The following is a 16927-nucleotide window of genomic DNA, read 5'->3' on the forward strand; positions in this document are numbered from 1 at the left end:
TGTGAAGACGCAGACATCGCGCGGTTGGGTCCGGTGGTTCCTGTCGGCGGGCTGCGCGATCGCCATTGGCGCGTGCGGTGGCGGTGGGTCCAGCGGCGGCGCTTCGCTGGGTGCCGCTGAAGGCGCAGGCAAGGACGCGGCATCGGCACAGAAGCTGGCGGCCAAGGCATCGCCGAATCCATCGAGCACGGAGCAGGTGCTCGGCAGCAACGATGCCGGCTCGCAAACCGACGGCCTGGCCGATGCGAGCGGCCATTACATCAACCTCAACCTGTACGCAGCCAACGAGGACGCAGAGCTCGATCGCATCCGTGCGTGGGTCAAGGGCCAGGCCGGTGCGGGCGGCATCGCGTACAAGGCGGCCATCTATGCCGATGCCGACGGCGGTCCGCAGTTGCTGTCTTCCAGCGAGCGCAAGTCGGCCCTCGAATCGGGCTGGCTCGAGTTCCCGCTCACCAGCCGCGCAACCGTGCGCAAGGGCGGTGCCTACTGGCTCGCGATCTGGTCCGGCGACAACGCGGCCGGCATCGCGGCCGATGGCGGCGGCACCTCGAGCGGACTGCGCTGGATGAAGCTGGACTTCAGCAGCAACTGGCCCGCGCAGCAAAGCCGCACCGATGGCCAGGGCGGACTGCGTTATTCGATCCACGCACTCAAGGTGGGCACCACGCCGCCAGAGGAACCTCCGACCGAGCCGCCCACGTCCAACCCCGCGCGCGGCTGGAACGTGACGGCAGCGAACGTGGGCCTTGCCGGCGTCGGCCTGTCGTGCGACCAGTTGCCCGTGTACACCGGCAGCCTCAAGCCCGCATCGGGCACGGTGTTGAGCGGCCTGCGCATCACGGGGGCGCTGGACCTGTCGAACGGCAACATCCTGGTCGAGAAGTCGTGCATCCGACCGGACCGCGTAGGCGAGCACCACGACTACCTGGTGACCACCACCACCTGCCGCGACGGCGGCTGCACCGCCACGCAGGCCGGCAATGTCGTCATCCGCGACTCGGAGATCGATGCGGAGCACCTCGGTGCATCGGCCATCGCGCAGTCGTGCGCCTTCCTCGGCGTGGGGACCCTGGAGCGCAACTACATGCACGGCATGGGCTCGGGCATCTGCTTCTTCGAGACCGGCGCGGTGCACAGCGCGCGTGCCGAGCGCAACTACGTGCGCGGGCTGCGCGCCTTCGGCAATCCCGAAACCACCGGCTCGCACAACGAGGCCGCGACCATCCGCGATTTCACCGATGCGCCGGGGCGCACCGTCGTGTTCCTGAACAACCGGCTCGACTGCTCGACCGCGAACGACACCGGCGCACTCTTCATCCAGCCCACCTGGCTGCCGATCCACAACGTGCGGATCGAAGGCAACTACCTCGAAGGCGGCGGCTACAACCTCTACCTGGAGCGCACAGGCAACGCGGGCTACGGCAACGTCGTCGCGGTGGACAACCGGTTCCGCCCGACCGGCTGGAACCCGGTGGCCGTTGCATCCGGCCCGGGCTTTGCGAGTTGGAGCGACAACCATCGCTACGACGCCTCGAAGGCAGATGGCAAGGGCGACGTGGTGAACCCCTGAGCGCGCGCTGCCGACGCTGCTCCTGACACCACGTTGTCAGGAGCAGCCCGCTAGGATTTTTCGACCCGCCTTGCGGAGCGAAGGATCGTGATGACGTCGGACCCATTGATGGATCGTTTTCCCAGTTCCGCGACCGCGCGGTTGTTCAGCCAACGCATCCTCGGGTTCGACACGGCGAAGGGCTGGGTCCGCATGAGCTTCATTGCGACCGAGGACTTCCTGAATCCCGCGGGCGCGGTGCAGGGCGGCATTCTGGGCGCGATGCTCGACGACACGATGGGGCCTGCGTTGTGGCTGATGAACGGCGCGGGTGCGTTCTCGGCCACGATCGATCTCAACGTGTCGTTCCTGGCGGCGGCTTCGCCCGGGCTCCTGTACGGGGAGGGCAGGGTCGTGCAGCTCGGCAAGACCATCTCGTTCCTGGAGGCGCACCTGAGCGATGCACAGGGGCGGATGGTGGCGCGCTCGACGGCGAGCGCGCGGATGATCAGGCCTCGCTAGATGCGACCTGCGGCATCGCCAGGACATGGTTCCTGTGCCTGCCTTCGCCGAGGACGAAGTCGGTGCTGCCGCGAACCACGAAGCCGTGCTTCTCGTAGAAGCGGCAGGCGCGCAGGTTCTGCACGTTCACCGTGAGCCACAGACCATCGTTGCCCGCACGTGCCGCCTGCAGCAACGCGGACCCCACGCCGTGCCGCGTGAACGGCTCCTGCACATACAGCGTGCAGAGTTCCGCATCGGCTTCGGGCACCAAGGGCTGTAGCACGCCGGAGCGCACGAGCGCATAACCGACGAGGCTGTCATCGACTTCGGCAACATGCAGCGAAACATCGGGCGCATCCAGCAGCGCGAGGAATTTCTCGGGCGTGAACTCCGACAGCACGTAGCGCGCGAACAGCTCGCTTACGCCCTCGGTGTAGGTGGCGAGCCAGACCTGGATCGACAAGGCGGCGAGGGCGTGTGCGTCGGCCGCGCGAGCGGGGCGGAGGGAGATTGGAGGATGTCGAGGACGTGGCATGGCGGCCCTTTTTTCGCTTCGATTCTTGCAGGAGCGCAGTCTTCCCGGCCCGGGAGCCGCGGGCTTCAGGCAGACAGCAGGTTCATGCGGAACTTGCTCGGCGTTGCACCGGCCGCCTTGCGCATGAGGCGTCTGAGCGCTGTGGCGTCTTCATAGCCGACCTGCGCGGCCACCTGATCGATCGTCATCCGGCTCGTTTCGATCAGCATCCTTGCCCGCGACAACCGCACGCTCTGAACGAGCGCGAGCGGACCCAGGCCCGTTGCGGCGCGCACGTGGCGGGCCAGCGTGCGCTGCGACATCGCGAACTCGTCGGCGAGAAGCGCGACGCTCGGCGGACGCGGCAGCGACGATTCGATGCGTTGCATCAACCGGCGGATCAGCTCGCTGCCGTTGGACATCATCGAGGGCACGACGAACGGCGCCTGCGCCTCGCGGCCATCGATCAGCAACACCTTGCCGACGGCATCGGCCAGCGACGGTCCGAAGCGCGTGCGCAGCAGATGAAGCATGAGGTCCGACTGGGCGAACGCGGCGCCGGCCGTGCTCACCGGCCCGTCGGCGCAGACCATGCGGTCCGCATCGACATTGCAGCGGGGTTCGATGCGCCGCAGCTCCGGCGCGAGCCACCAGGTGGTGGTGGCGCGCCGGTCCTGCAGCACGCCCGCGGCCTGCAGCAGGAACACCGCGGAACACGATGCGGCCACCGCGCCGCCTCGCGTGGCGTGGCGGCGCACGGCGGCGATGGCGCGGGTGGCGCAGTCGTCCGCCAGGCGTACGGCCAGATCGGCGGGGCGGTCGACGCCGAGGCCGGGGACGATCCATGTCGAGGCGTCGGGGCGGGCGCGTGCGGGAATCGCCGAGGTTGCCACCTGCACACCACTGCTCAGCGGGACCATGCCGCCGTCCGGCGATACGACGCGCCAGGTCGGCCGTGGCATCTTCAGGCCGGGTGCCAAGCCTGCAGCGGCATCGAGCACGTCGAGCGTGATGGAAACGCTGGTGGCAAAGGCTCTCGGCAACACCAGGACAGTGAAATCGTGCATGGCTTGAAACGCCTGATAAACGTCGAATTGGACACTGTCAGTCTAGCGGCAGGCCACGTGTAATAGCCGCTCCGATCCACATGAAGAACTGCAGGAGCCAGCCACGATGCCCGCGCCACGCAACCTGAACGAAACCGATCCGCTCGAAGACTTCGAGCGCCGCGAGATCACCCTGGAAGACGCCACCAAGAAGGTCTACATCGCAGGCTCCGGGCCGGCGGTGATCGTCATGACCGAGATGCCGGGCATCAGTCCGCACGTCGCGCGTTTTGCCCGCTGGGTGCGCGATGCGGGGTTCACCGTGTACATGCCGTCGCTGTTCGGCCGCGATGGCGCGGTGGCGGATGCACAGGAGGGCAAGGCTGTCTTCCAGCACGCCTGCGTGAGCGCGGAGTTCCGCGCCTTCGCGGGCAACAAGTCGAGCCCTGTGACGCAGTGGCTGCGCGCGCTTGCGAGGCTGGCACACGGGGAATGCGGCGGGCCGGGCGTCGGTGCCATCGGCATGTGCTTCACCGGCAACTTCGCGCTCACGATGATGCTGGAGCCTTCGGTGCTGGCACCGGTGCTGTCGCAGCCGGCATTGCCGCTGGACAACCCGGCCGGCATCGAGATCTCTCCGGAGGAAATCTCCGCGGTGAAGCAACGCCTCGACCGCGAGGACCTGACCGTGATGGCCTACCGCTTCGAGGGCGACAAGTTCTGCACCGCGCAGCGCTTTGCCGCCTATTCCGCCGTGCTCGGCAGCCGCTTCGTCGCGCGGGTCCTGCCCGACAGTGCGGCCAACCAGGAGTCGCTGCCTTCGTTTTTCGAGCAGTTGGTGGCGAGCCCGCACAGCGTGGTGACGGCCCACCTCATCGATGAAGCGGGCCAGCCGACGATCGCGGCGCGCGACGAGATCCTTTCGTTCTTCGCGTGCCGGCTGATCTTGAAGTAGCTGAAAGGATCAGGCCTGTGCCGAGGCGCAATCGGCCACGGGCCGGCCGGTTTCGCGCCGGTCGAGCGAGCGGCTCCAGAGCGCGATCGCCAGACCGACGAGCGTGAGCAGCGCGGCCACCCAGCCCAGCGCGCGCAACCCCGGGCCGTGGTCGATCACCACGCCGCCGACCCAGGCGCCGAGCGCATTGCCGAGGTTGAAGGCTGCGATGTTGAGGCTCGAAGCCAGGTTCTGGCCGGCGCCCGAGGCCTTCTCCAGCACCCGCAACTGCATCGGCGCCACGGTCGCGAACGAGGCCACGCCGAGCAGCCCGACGAAAACCACCGCGGCGAACGGCGTGCCGATGGCGAACTGCATCGTGCCGAGCACCACGGCCAGCGCCACCAGCGTGCCGAGCACGGCGGCCATTGGTGCGCGGTCGGCCAGCTTGCCGCCGAGGATGTTGCCGACCGCGAGGCCGCCGCCGAACACCAGGAGGATCGGCGACACGGCCGATTCCGAGAGCCCGGTGATCTGCGTCAGCAGCGGCTGGATGTACGTGTACACCACGAACACGCCGGCAAAGCCGAGCACCGTCATCGCGAGACCCAGCAGCACCTGCGGGCGGGCCAGCACGGCCAGCTCTTCGCGCAGCGGTGCGGGCTTGGCTTCACCCTTCATGCGGGGCACGAAAGCCGCAAGGACCACGAAGGCCAGCACGCCGATCAGCGTCACCGCCCAGAAGGTCGAGCGCCAGCCCAGTTGCAGGCCCAGCCATGCGCCGGCCGGTACGCCCAGCAGCGTGGCGGCGGTGAGGCCGGTGAACATGATCGCGATGGCCGAGGCACGGCGCTCTGGCGCCACGAGGCCGGTGGCCACCACCGAGCCGACGCCGAAGAAGGTGCCGTGCGCAAGCGAGGTGACGACGCGCGCGGCCATCAGCATTTCGTAGTTGGGCGCGAGCGCACAGGCCAGGTTGCCGAGCGTGAAGATCGCCATCAGCGCGAGCAGCACGGTCTTGCGCGGCAGCTTGCGGGTGGCGATGGTGAGCACGGGCGCGCCGACCGCGACGCCGAGCGCGTAGCCCGAAATCAGCAGGCCGGCCATCGTGATGGAGACATGAAGGTCCGTCGACACCTGCATCAGCAGGCCCATGATGACGAACTCTGTGGTGCCGATCCCGAAGGCACCGGCGGTGAGGGCAAGTAGAGCGATTGGCATGATGCCCTGTACTGTGCGGACATTCGGGGCCTGTGACTAGAATGCCGCTGGTACATGCACTTGTGATTTGAAGTCACAGAAGAGGAAGGCCCATGCCGCGCATCGACGTCAACCGCTCCGGTGAAATGGAAGCCTTCGTGCAGGTGGTCGAGTCCGGCGGTTTTTCCTCGGCGGCGCGCTTGCTGGACATGACGCCCTCGGCCATCAGCAAGCTGGTGGCACGGCTCGAACTGCGGCTGGGCATCCAGCTCGTGCACCGCTCCACCCGCAAGCTGCAACTCACGCCCGAAGGGCTGCATTTCTACGAGCGCAGCACGCGCGTGCTGGCCGACATGGACGAGGCGGAGCGCTGCGCCGCCGCGGGTGCGGCACCGCGCGGGCGGGTGAGCATCAACGCGAGCGTGTCGTTCGGGCATCACATGCTGGTTCCGCTGGTGCCGCGCCTGCTCGAGATGCATCCGCAGATCACGCTCGACATCGCACTCACCGACCGCATCGTCGACCTGATGGACGAGCGCGCGGACATCGCGATCCGCTGGGGTCAATTGCCGGCGTCCGACCTGGTGGCGCGGCGCCTGGGCGAAACGCACCAGGCCATCGTGGCCTCGCCCGGTTACCTTGCGAAGTACGGCACGCCGCGCACGCCGCAGGAGCTGGAAGCGCACAGCCGGCTCGGCTGGACCTACCGCCGCAACGCGCCCGACTGGCCGCTGCGCGTCGACGGCAAGACGATCACGATTCCCGTCGCGGGCCCGGTGCGTGCGGGCGATGGGGAGACGCTGCGGCACCTCGCGATTGCAGGCGCCGGTGCGGCGCGGCTGTCGCTCTATCACGTGCAGCACGACATCGATGCGGGGCGGCTGGTGCCGCTGCTGGAGGAATTCAATCCGGGCGAGGCCGAGCCGATCCACGCGGTGTACATCGGCAAGGCCGGCACGCTGCCCGCGCGGGTGCGCGCGGTGCTCGATTTCCTGGTGGCCTGCTCGGGTGTGGGAGACGGGCGCTACACGCGCAAGCGAACCGCGCCGATGCCGGCGAATTCGGCCGTCACCTGATCGCCGCGGCGGCAGGGCAGTACGCCGACCCAGGAGCCGGTCGTCACGACCGTGCCGGCGCGTGCGGTCTGGCCATGCCGCGTGATGTGGCGCAGCCAGATCGGCAGCAGCCACGCCGGATCCGCAAGCGGATGGGTACCTTCGCGCACGACGACTTCTCCATCGCCGATGCGCGTTTCGCAGCGCTGCGACGCCCAGTCGATGGCGGCGTAAGGTTGCCATTCGCCGAGCACGAGGGCGCCGTGGACTTGGGAGTCGGCCAGGCGCAGCAGGGCGGGTGTGGAGGCGAGGTCTTGCCAGCGCGAATCGACGATCTCGATGGAGACGGCCATCGCGTCGATGAGCGAGGCCGCGTTGTCGTGATCGATCTTCGCGGCTCGTTCGGGTGTCACGTCCTGGCCAAGGCGCAACGCGATTTCGGACTCGATGCCGGGCGTGTGGAACACGAGGTCGTCGAAATTGGCCGGGCTCTGGCGCACGCCGGACGGCGGCAGCGGCGCATGCGTGAGCGTCACGCTGCGCGAACCGCCGCCGGATTTCCAGTGGCCCGGGACGGCGCCGTCGTCGCCGAACCAGTCGAGCGCGGCGGCCACGGCGTCCTGCACTTCATAGGCTTGGGCGGCGTCTTGCAACGCATCGGTCCAGGGGGCGGCGTCGAGGGTGCGGTTGCTGCGGCGTGCGGCGATCAGGGCGTCGGCGAGGGCGGTCATGGATGGATTCATCCGGCGATTCTGTCAGTTGCGAGGCGGCACATCAGCTTTCCACGTGCACATTGCCGTCCTTCACCACCTTCGCCCACTTGGCAATTTCAGTGCTGATGAACTGCTTGAACTTGTCCTGCGTACCACCGCCGTCTTCGGCACCGTAGGTGTCCATGCGCTCCTGCACATCGGGCATCGCAAGCACCGTGTTCACATCGCGATTCACCTTCTGCGCAATCGCAGGCGGCAGCTTGCCCGGGCCGACCAGCCCGTACCACGTGGTGGCCTCGAAGCCTGCGAAGCCTTGCTCCTGCATCGTCGGCACGTTCGGGTGGCCCTTGGCGCGCTTGGTGCGTGTCTGGGCAACAGCGATCACGCGGCCGTTCTTCACATGCGGCGTGGCGGCCGTCATGGTCTCGAAGCTGTACTGGATCTGGCCGCCCATCAGGTCGGCCAGCAGCGGGCCGCTGCCCTTGTACGGCACGTGCAGCGCATCGACGCCGCCTTGCAGCTTGAACATCTCCAGCGCCAGGTGCTGCGCGGAACCCGCGCCTGCCGAGCCGAAGCTCACCGTGCCGGGCGCGGCCTTGCAGGCGGCGACGATGTCCTTCACGCTCAACGCCTTCTGTCCCGGGTTCGCGATCAGCAGGTTGGGCGTGACGCCCACGAGCACGATCGGCACGAAGTCGCGCTCCACGTTGTAGCGCAGCTTGGGCTGCAGGCTGGGTGCGAGCGCGTGGCTGTTGATGTGCGCCATCAGCAGCGTGCTGCCGTCGCTGGGCTGCTGGGCCACGTAGTCGGCCGCGAGCACGCCCGCGACGCCGCCCTTGTTCTCGACGATGACCTGCTGGCCCCACATGACAGTGAGCTTCTGCGCGACCACGCGCGCGAGCGCATCGGTGCCGCCGCCGGGTGGAAAGCCCACCACGATGCGCACAGGCCCCGAGGGCCACTCCTGCGCGAAGAGCCGGGGCACGCCCAGCGTGGCGGCTGCTGCGCCCGCGGCTTGAATGAGGGAACGTCTTTGCATCATCTTTGTCTCCGTGGTGTTGGGGGTCCGATGCGTGCCGGCCTGTTGACAGTTCCGGCAAGGTGGAGGCCGCCGCATCGTTCGAGCGATGCGTTGCGGCCGGTGTGTCGCAGGCCTATGCGGCTTTCTGCAAGCCGACGGGCGCTGCCGCGTGGTTCGCGAAGTGGTCCATCGTCGCCTGCACGCCGCTGCCAGCGAGCTTGATGCCCGAGAGCTTCATGCCCATCTCGACGCCCGCGACCATGGCCACGAGCGTCAGATCGTTGCTGTCGCCCAGGTGCCCCATGCGGAACATGCGGCCCTTGAGTTTGCCGAGGCCCGTGCCGAGCGAGAGGTCGAAGCGCTGGTGGATCAGGCGGCGCAGCGCGTCGGCATCGACGCCTTCGGGCGTGATCACGCCGGTGAGCACGGGCGAGTACACGGCCGGGTCCGCGCACTGGATCGGCAGGCCCCAGGCGTTGACCGCGGCGCGCACGCCCGCGCCCCAGCGCTGGTGGCGTGCGAACACGTTGTCCAGCCCTTCGCCCAGGATCATGTCGAGCGATTCCGACAGGCCATAGAGGAGGTTGGTGTTGGGCGTGTAGGGCCAGTAGCCGTCCTTGTTCATCTCGACGATTTCGTCCCAGGCCCAGAAGGCGCGGGGGAGCTTCGCGGTCTTCGCGGCTTCGAGTGCGCGCGGCGAGAGCGCGTTGAAGCTGATGCCGGGCGGCAGCATCAAGCCCTTCTGCGAGCCGCTGATGGTCACGTCCACGCCCCATTCGTCGTGCCGGAAATCGGCACTCGCCAGGCCCGAGATGCTGTCGACCATCAAAAGAGCAGGGTGGCCGGCCGCATCGATGGCCTTGCGCACCGCCGCGATGTCGGAGGTGACGCCGGTGGAGGTCTCGTTGTGCACCACGCACACGGCCTTGATCTTCTTCTCGGTGTCCTTGCGCAGGCGCGCCTCGATGAGCTCGGCCTGCACGCCGCGGCGCCAGCTGGGCGCATTCGGCAGGTATTCGTCTGTGCCCGAGAGCGCGAGGAACTCGGTCGAGAGGCCCAGGCGCGTGGCCATCTTCTGCCAGAGCGAGGCGAAATGGCCGGTCTCGTACATCAGCACGTGGTCGCCCGGGCTCAGCGTGTTGGCGAGCGCGGCCTCCCAGGCGCCGGTGCCCGAGGCGGGGTAGATGGCGACCGGGTGCTTCGTCTTGAAGATCTGCTTGATGCCGCCGAGCACCTTCAAACCCAGCGTGCCGAACTCAGGCCCGCGGTGGTCGATGGTGGGCAGGCTCATGGCCCGCAGGATGCGGTCGGGCACAGGGCTCGGACCGGGAATCTGGAGGAAGTGGCGACCGGTGGGATGGATGTCAAGTTGCAGCATGGACTGTCCTTTCGCTTTCAGTTTTGCATTCAAAATGCTTTTTTGATTGATGGTTTACCCTTAATTTATGGGGTTGTGGGCCCTATTTTTTGCATTCAAAATGCATTCAAAGGGAAAACCCATGACTGCTGAAATCATCGAGATCTCCAGGCTCGCGCTGCATGACCAGGTGGCCGCGCGCCTTCGCACCATGCTGGTCGAAGGGCACATCGCACCGGGCGCCAAGCTCAACGAGCGCGAGCTGTGCCTGCAATTGCGCGTGTCGCGCACGCCGCTGCGGGAGGCCATCAAGCTGCTCGCGGCCGAGGGGCTGGTCGACCTCTTGCCCAACCGCGGCGCGGTCGCGGTGAAGCTCACCGAGGCCGACGTGCTCGACACCTTCGAGGTGCTCGCGATGCTCGAGGGCATGTCCGGCGAACTTGCCGCCAAGCGCATCACCGACGAAGAGCTCGCCGAGGTGCGCGCGCTGCACTACGAGATGCTGGCCTGCTTTTCGCGGCGCGATCTCTCGGGCTACTACCGCCTGAACGCGCGCATCCACACGGCCATCAACGAGGCCGCGGGCAACCCGGTACTCGCGGGCACCTACCGCTCGATCAACGCGCGCGTGCAGTCGCTGCGCTTTCGCACCAACCAGAACGAGACCAAGTGGAAGCACGCGGTCGACGAGCACGAACAGATGATCCAGGCGCTGGCCGCGCGCGACGCGCAGGCCATGCGCAAGGTGCTCATCGCGCACGTGCTGCGCAAGCGCGACACGGTGCTGGAGCTGCTGCGCGCCGGCGAGATCTATCCCCAGGCCAACAAGGCCAACTGACCCCTACCCACCATCACCATGCGCATCGATCCCGCCAGCCACATGCAGCCAGCCGGAACCGTTCTTCCGCCCAACGACACCTGCGAGCTGCTCTCGCGCCGGCTGCGCGCCGAGACGCAAGGGGAGGTGCTGTTCGACGACGGTTCGCGCGGGCGCTATGCCACCGATGCGTCGATCTACCAGATCACGCCGGTCGGCGCCTTCGTGCCGACGAACGACAAGGACATCGCGACCGCCATCGACATCGCACGCGACCTGAAGGTGCCCGTGTTGGCACGCGGCGGCGGCACCAGCCAGTGCGGGCAGACCACCGGTGCGGCGCTGGTCATCGACAACAGCAAGCACTTTCGCCGCGTGCTCGAGGTGAATGCGGAGGAGGGCACGGCCACCGTCGAACCCGGCCTCGTGCTCGATCACCTGAACGCGAAGCTCAAGCCGCTCGGGCTCTGGTATCCGGTCGATGTATCGACCAGCGCACAGGCCACGCTGGGCGGCATGGCGGGCAACAACTCCTGCGGCTCACGCTCCATCGCTTACGGGAACATGGTGCACAACGTGCTGGGCGCGAGCGCGTGGTTGTCGAGTGGCGAGCTGGTCGAGTTCGGCCCGGTCGGCACGCTCGGCGTGCGCGCGGCCGGCATCGCGCAGTTCGTGCGCGGCCTCGCGCGCCAGCAGCGCGACGAGATGGCGGCGCACTGGCCCAAGGTGATGCGGCGCGTGGCCGGCTACAACCTCGACATCTTCGACAACCAGAGCGAGAAGCCGTACACGGCCGATGGCAGCGTGAACCTTGCGCACCTCTTGATCGGCGCCGAAGGCACGCTCGCGTACACCAAGAGCCTGAAGCTCAAGCTCGCGCCGCTGCCGCGCGCGAAGGTGCTGGGCATCGTGAACTTTCCGACCTTTCATGCGGCCATGGATGCGGCGCAGCACATCGTGAAGCTCGGGCCGACGGCGGTGGAGCTGGTCGATCGCACGATGATCGAGCTGAGCCTGGCGAACCCCGCGTTCAAGCCAATGGTGGAGACCGCGCTGATCGGCAAGCCCGCGGCGATCCTGCTGGTCGAGTTCTCCGGCGCCGACAAGGCCGCGCTGCTGCCGCAACTCAAGCAACTCGTCGAACTGATGGGCGACCTGGGCCTCCCGGGCAGCGTGGTCGAGATGCCCGATGACGCGCGCCAGAAGAACCTGTGGGAAGTGCGCAAGGCCGGCCTCAACATCATGATGAGCCTGAAGGGCGACGGCAAGCCGGTGAGCTTCATCGAGGACTGCGCGGTGCCGCTCGAACACCTGGCCGAATACACCGACGCGCTGACCGAGGTGTTCGCCAAATACGGCAGCCGCGGCACCTGGTACGCGCACGCCTCGGTCGGCACGCTGCATGTGCGGCCGATCCTCGACATGCGGGCAGACGGCGCCACCAAGATGCGCGCCATCGCCGAAGAAGCCAGCGCGCTGGTTCGCAAGTACAAGGGCGCGTTCAGCGGCGAGCACGGCGACGGCCTGTGCCGCGGCGAGTGGATCGAATGGCAGTTCGGCCCGGCCATCAACGAAGCCTTTCGCGCGATCAAGAAGAAGCTCGATCCGATCGACCTGTTCAACCCCGGCAAGATCATCGATCCGCCGCGCATGGATGACGGCTCGCTGTTCCGCTTCGCGCCGCCGACCGCACCCAAGCCTTACCGCCGCATCGAACTCAAGCCGGTGCTCGACTGGTCGGCCTGGAACGTCAATGCCGATCCGGTGACCGAGCTGACGACCGCACCCGGCACCGGCGGCGACAGCACCGGCGGCCTCGCCAAGGCCGTGGAGATGTGCAACAACAACGGCCACTGCCGCAAGTTCGACGCCGGCACCATGTGCCCGAGCTACCGCGTGACGCGCGACGAACAGCATCTCACGCGTGGCCGCGCCAACACGCTGCGTCTCGCCCTCTCGGGCCAGCTCGGCGCCGACGCCTTCACCAGCGAAGCCATGCACGAGACCATGGACCTGTGCGTCGGCTGCAAGGGCTGCAAGCGCGACTGCCCCACAGGCGTGGACATGGCGAAGATGAAGATCGAGTTTCTCGATCACTACAAGAAGCGCCACGGCCATACGCTGAAAGACAAGCTCGTGGCCTACATGCCCGACTACGCGCATCGGGCGAGCCGCATGCCGTGGCTGCTGAACCTGCGCAACAGCGTGCCGGGCGCGGCATGGCTCGGCGAGAAGCTGCTGGGTTTTTCGGCGAAGCGTTCGTTGCCCGAATGGCGCAGCGACACTTTCTGGCGCGCGAAGGGCAACGAGCCCGGGTTGTTCGCCGACCAGGCCTCGGTGCTGTCGGTGGCGGCGCGGGGCGGCAAGGCGGCGGTGCTTTTCGTCGATACCTTCAACGGCACCTTCGAGAGCGAGAACGCCTTTGCGGCGGCGCGCGTGCTCGAAGCCGCGGGCTATGTGTTGCATACGGTCGAGAAGAGCGGCGGGCACCATTGCTGCGGCCGGACGTTCCTCGCGAGCGGCATGGTGGACGAGGCGAAGGTGCGCGCCGAAGCATTGATCGACGCGTTGCTGCCGCTCGCGCAAGCCGGCATTCCCATCGTCGGCCTGGAGCCCTCGTGCCTGCTCACGCTGCGCGACGAGACGCTGGTGATGGGCTTCGGCGACAAGGCGCAGACTGTGGCGAAGCAGGCGCTTCTGTTCGAGGAATTCATCGCGCGCGAAATCAAGGCCGGCCGCTTCGAGCTGGCGCTGAAGCCGTCCACGACGCCGATCCTCCTGCACGGCCACTGCCACCAGAAGGCCTTCGGCGCGGTGAGCCCGATCATCGATGTGCTCAAGCTCATTCCCGGCGCCCAGCCCGAGCTGATCGAGAGCTCCTGCTGCGGCATGGCCGGCAGCTTCGGCTACGAGGCGAGCCACTTCGATGTCTCGATGCAGATGGCCGAGGCGAGCCTGCTGCCGGCCATTCGCGCGAAGCCCGATGCGGTGGTGGTGGCCGATGGCACCAGCTGCCGCCACCAGATCGGCGACGGAGCGCAGCGCGAGGCGGTGCACGTGGCGGTGCTGCTGGCGCGCCACCTGCTGAAGCCGGATCCGGTGAGACGGTAAACCGGCTGGCTCGCGGGCAGGATCGCGCGGGCTGCCGCAGAATGGGCGCGCCACCCCGATCCGATGACGACCACGTTCACTTCCTCCACCGCGCCCGCGCGGCCCACGCTGCGTCTTGCATTCGCGCTGTCGATGGGTGCGGCCGTGTCGCTCGGCATCACGCGATTCGCCTACGCCTTGCTGCTGCCGCCGATGCGCGACGACCTCGGCTGGAGCTATGCGCTGGCCGGCGGCATGAACACCGCCAATGCGGTCGGCTACCTCGCCGGCGCGCTGGTCACGCCGGCGCTGATGCGGCGCTTCGGCGTGATGCGGCTCCTGATCGTCGGCGCCGTGCTGGCCAGCGTGTTCATGGCGGGCAGCGGCTTCGTGACCGATGCGCCGGCCTTGCTGCTGCAGCGCTTGCTGGCCGGCGTGGCCAGCGCGTGGGTGTTCGTGGCGGGCGGGTTGCTGGCCGCGCGGCTCGGCGAGGCGGACGCGCGCGGCGGGCTGCTGCTGGGCATCTACTACGGCGGCACCGGCTTCGGCATCCTGTTGTCGGCGTTGCTCGTGCCGCAGGTGCTGCGTTGGGCGTCGGACGTGCCGCACGGCTGGACCTGGGCGTGGTGGGCATTGGCGCTTGCGAGTGCCGCTGCGACCGGCCTGCTGGCCTGGGCCGCACGCGCAATGCCCGATCCGCCGGCCGCGGCAACATCATCCGCCGCCAGTGCGATGCAGCCCGCAGCCGAGCCCGCGGCAGTGCGCCAATTTGGCTGGGCGCTCGCGGGCTACGCGCTGTTCGGCATGGGCTACATCGGCTACATGACCTTCGTGATCGCGCTGCTGCGGGAGCAGGGCGCCAGCGCCGGCTTCGTCACCTTGTTCTATGCCTTGCTGGGCATCGCCTGCGTGGCCTCGTCGCGCCTGTGGGCCGGGCTGCTCGACCGCTACCGCGGCGGCCAGCCGCAGGCGCTGCTGAACGGGCTGCTCGGCGTGGCCACGCTGCTGCCGGTGCTGAGCCCCTCGGCGCCGGTGGCGTTGGCCTCGGGCGTGCTGTTCGGCGGCGTGTTCCTGTCGGTGGTGGCCTCGACCACCGCGCTGGTGCGCCACAACCTGCCGCCGGCACGCTGGGCGCAGGGCATCAGCCTGTTCACCATCGTCTTCGCGCTCGGGCAGATCGTCGGGCCGACGGTAACCGGCTGGATTTCAGACGGTCCCGGTGGCCTTGCACGCGGGCTGGTGGCCTCGGCGATCGCGCTGTGGCTCGGTGCGGTGCTGGCATCGCGCCAGCATGCGCTGAAGGAGATCTGATGACGGAACGAGACGACACCACCGGCTTCGCGCTGTTCGAAACCACCATCGGCATGTGCGCACTGGCCTGGGGTCCGCAAGGGCTGGTCGGCGTGCAACTGCCCGCCGACGAGGGCGAGCCGGCCACGCGGGCGCGCATGCGGCATCGCTTTCCGGACCTGCACGAAGGGCCGCCGAACGACATGGCGCAACACGCCATCGCCGCCATCCAGGGCCTGCTGCAGGGCGTGCACGACGACCTGAGCCACATCGTGCTCGACATGCGCGGTGTGTCGGAGTTTCACCAGCGCATCTACGCCATCGCGCGAAACATTCCGCCGGGGCAGACGCGCACCTACGGCGAGATCGCGGAAGAGCTTGGCGACAAGGGCCTGTCGCGCGCCGTGGGGCAAGCGATGGGCCACAACCCCTTCGCACCCGTGGTGCCGTGCCATCGCGTGCTTGCGGCGGGCAACAAGCCGGGCGGTTTCTCGGCCGGCGGCGGCGCACTGACCAAGCTGCGCATGCTCGGCATCGAGGACGCGCGGCCGAACGGGATGGCGTCGCTGTTCTGACGCCGCTCAGGCCGCCGGCACCGGCAGCCGCTGCAGCGCCCTGACGCGCGATGCAAAGATGATCATCGCCTGCAGCACGAACCCGGCGAGCGCAAGCAACAGGCAGGCCGGCTCGCCCCATGCTGCGCCCACCACACCGCCCAGCGCCGCGCCGATGGGGCGGGCACCCGAGTTGATCGTGAGGAACACCGCCGACACGCGGCCCAGCATCGTCGAAGGCACGACGCTTTGCCGCAGCGTGGTCGAGGTGATCACCCAGACCATCGGCCCCGCGCCGAAGAGAAAGAACGAGAGCGCAGCCAGCGCTGCCAGGGGAAAGATGAGCGTGGCCGCCATCACGCCAGCCGCGATCACCGCCACCGCGGGGCCGATCTGGATGGCGCGCCCGAACGGCAGGCGTGCCACGACGCGCGACGTCAGCAGCGCACCCACCACCATCCCCGCGCCATACATCGCCAGCGTGAAGCCCACCGCCTGCGCACTGAGCCCGAGCACCCGCACCGCATAGGGCACATAGCCGGCCTGCAGCACGAACCACGAGATGTTGAAGACCGCGCCGGTGATCGCCATCGGTCGCAGCAGTTCGTGTTGCCAGACGAAACGGGCGCCGTCCCTCACTTCGAGCAGCGGATGGCGCGGCGCGGCAGGTGAGCGTGGCGCTTCGGTCAGCCGCAGCAGCAGCGCCACGGCCGCGACGGACAGCACGGCCGCCAGCACGAAGGCGGCCGAAGCACCTGCCCATGCAACCAGCGCACCGGCGAGCGCGGGCCCGGCGGTGAACGCCGCGCTGCGCGCGAGCTCGAGCCTTCCATTGGCCAATGCCAGTGCGTCGCGGGGCACGAGCGCGGGCACCAGGGCCGGCGCCGCCACGCTGAAACCCACGGTGCCCACGGCCCCGAGAAACCCGAGCACTGCCAGCCACGCGACGCTGAGCTTCGACGCGAACACCATCGCAAGGAGCATCAGCAGCGACACCGCGCGCAGGCCCCCGCCCACACCATCAGCCGCTGGCGCGACATGCGATCGGCCAGCAGCCCGAGCGGCATCGAGACCAGCAGAAAAGGCAGCGTCTGGACCGCCGCGAGAAAACCGATCTCGCCCGGCCCCGCGCCGAGCATCAGCACTGCGACCAACGGCACGGCCGCGAGGCTCAGTTGCTCGGCCGATTGGGCCGCGAGGTTGGACCAGGCGAGATTGCGGAAAGAACGGGGAAGGGCGGAAGACATGCGGCAAGGCTCGGAAGAAAAGCCCGATCCTGC

General features: G+C 68.2%; 14 protein-coding genes and 1 pseudogene. 8 read left to right on the forward strand and 7 right to left on the reverse strand.

Annotation, left to right across the window (positions count from 1 at the left end):
* Position 1 precedes the first annotated feature (1 nt).
* Positions 2 to 1573 carry a hypothetical protein gene (locus tag ACSFA7_RS06365; protein ID WP_435498577.1) on the forward strand — a complete coding sequence of 524 codons (1572 nt, stop codon included), beginning with the start codon at positions 2 to 4 and terminating at the stop codon, positions 1571 to 1573.
* A gap of 108 nt (positions 1574 to 1681) precedes the next feature.
* On the forward strand, positions 1682 to 2074 hold the full coding sequence (locus ACSFA7_RS06370; protein ID WP_435498578.1) for a PaaI family thioesterase: 393 nt from the start codon (positions 1682 to 1684) through the stop codon (positions 2072 to 2074).
* Here ACSFA7_RS06370 and ACSFA7_RS06375 read toward each other — a convergent pair.
* Both ACSFA7_RS06375 and ACSFA7_RS06380 read right to left on the reverse strand, forming a co-directional pair.
* Complete coding sequence (locus ACSFA7_RS06375) at positions 2061 to 2519, reverse strand: GNAT family N-acetyltransferase (RefSeq protein WP_435498579.1); 459 nt, start codon at positions 2517 to 2519, stop codon at positions 2061 to 2063. The genes ACSFA7_RS06370 and ACSFA7_RS06375 overlap by 14 nt on opposite strands.
* A 137-nt stretch (positions 2520 to 2656) precedes the next feature.
* Positions 2657 to 3637: a GlxA family transcriptional regulator gene (locus ACSFA7_RS06380; RefSeq protein ID WP_435498580.1), complete on the reverse strand. Its 981-nt coding sequence runs from the start codon at positions 3635 to 3637 to the stop codon at positions 2657 to 2659.
* 106 nt (positions 3638 to 3743) lie between these two features.
* On the opposite strand from ACSFA7_RS06380, the gene ACSFA7_RS06385 reads away from it, so the two are divergent.
* Positions 3744 to 4571, forward strand: a complete 828-nt coding sequence (locus ACSFA7_RS06385) for a dienelactone hydrolase family protein (RefSeq protein WP_435498581.1) — start codon at positions 3744 to 3746, stop codon at positions 4569 to 4571.
* Between the two features lie 9 nt (positions 4572 to 4580).
* Here the strand turns inward: ACSFA7_RS06385 and ACSFA7_RS06390 are convergent, their stop codons facing one another.
* Complete coding sequence (locus tag ACSFA7_RS06390; RefSeq protein WP_435498582.1) at positions 4581 to 5771, reverse strand: MFS transporter; 1191 nt, start codon at positions 5769 to 5771, stop codon at positions 4581 to 4583.
* Positions 5772 to 5863: 92 nt separating this feature from the next.
* Between ACSFA7_RS06390 and ACSFA7_RS06395 the strand changes: the two genes are divergently transcribed.
* Positions 5864 to 6826, forward strand: a complete 963-nt coding sequence (locus ACSFA7_RS06395; protein WP_435498583.1) for a LysR family transcriptional regulator — start codon at positions 5864 to 5866, stop codon at positions 6824 to 6826.
* On the opposite strand, the gene ACSFA7_RS06400 is transcribed toward ACSFA7_RS06395, so the two are convergent.
* The 3 genes from ACSFA7_RS06400 to ACSFA7_RS06410 all read right to left on the reverse strand — a co-directional run bounded on the left by ACSFA7_RS06400 (position 6775) and on the right by ACSFA7_RS06410 (position 9917).
* Positions 6775 to 7536, reverse strand: coding sequence for a 2-keto-4-pentenoate hydratase (locus ACSFA7_RS06400; RefSeq protein WP_435498584.1), 762 nt, complete (start codon positions 7534 to 7536; stop codon positions 6775 to 6777). The genes ACSFA7_RS06395 and ACSFA7_RS06400 overlap by 52 nt on opposite strands.
* Positions 7537 to 7579: 43 nt before the next feature.
* On the reverse strand, positions 7580 to 8557 hold the full coding sequence (locus ACSFA7_RS06405; RefSeq protein WP_435498585.1) for a Bug family tripartite tricarboxylate transporter substrate binding protein: 978 nt from the start codon (positions 8555 to 8557) through the stop codon (positions 7580 to 7582).
* Positions 8558 to 8672: 115 nt separating this feature from the next.
* Entirely contained in the window at positions 8673 to 9917 is a 1245-nt protein-coding gene (locus tag ACSFA7_RS06410; protein WP_435498586.1) for a pyridoxal-phosphate-dependent aminotransferase family protein, read from the reverse strand.
* 121 nt (positions 9918 to 10038) lie between these two features.
* On the opposite strand from ACSFA7_RS06410, the gene ACSFA7_RS06415 reads away from it, so the two are divergent.
* The 4 genes from ACSFA7_RS06415 (at position 10039) to ACSFA7_RS06430 (ending at position 15668) form a co-directional block, all read left to right on the forward strand.
* Complete coding sequence (locus ACSFA7_RS06415) at positions 10039 to 10734, forward strand: GntR family transcriptional regulator (protein ID WP_435498587.1); 696 nt, start codon at positions 10039 to 10041, stop codon at positions 10732 to 10734.
* Positions 10735 to 10752: 18 nt separating this feature from the next.
* Positions 10753 to 13824: an FAD-binding and (Fe-S)-binding domain-containing protein gene (locus ACSFA7_RS06420; RefSeq protein WP_435498588.1), complete on the forward strand. Its 3072-nt coding sequence runs from the start codon at positions 10753 to 10755 to the stop codon at positions 13822 to 13824.
* A gap of 63 nt (positions 13825 to 13887) precedes the next feature.
* Entirely contained in the window at positions 13888 to 15114 is a 1227-nt protein-coding gene (locus ACSFA7_RS06425; RefSeq protein WP_435498589.1) for a YbfB/YjiJ family MFS transporter, read from the forward strand.
* Positions 15114 to 15668: a methylated-DNA--[protein]-cysteine S-methyltransferase gene (locus ACSFA7_RS06430; RefSeq protein ID WP_435498590.1), complete on the forward strand. Its 555-nt coding sequence runs from the start codon at positions 15114 to 15116 to the stop codon at positions 15666 to 15668. The genes ACSFA7_RS06425 and ACSFA7_RS06430 overlap by 1 nt, the downstream gene beginning before the upstream one ends.
* Positions 15669 to 15674: 6 nt before the next feature.
* Here the strand turns inward: ACSFA7_RS06430 and ACSFA7_RS06435 are convergent.
* A pseudogene (locus tag ACSFA7_RS06435) lies at positions 15675 to 16894 on the reverse strand (MFS transporter).
* Between the last annotated feature and the right edge of the window lie 33 nt (positions 16895 to 16927).

The organism is Variovorax trehalosi, assembly GCF_051216415.1.
Taxonomy (GTDB): domain Bacteria; phylum Pseudomonadota; class Gammaproteobacteria; order Burkholderiales; family Burkholderiaceae_C; genus Variovorax.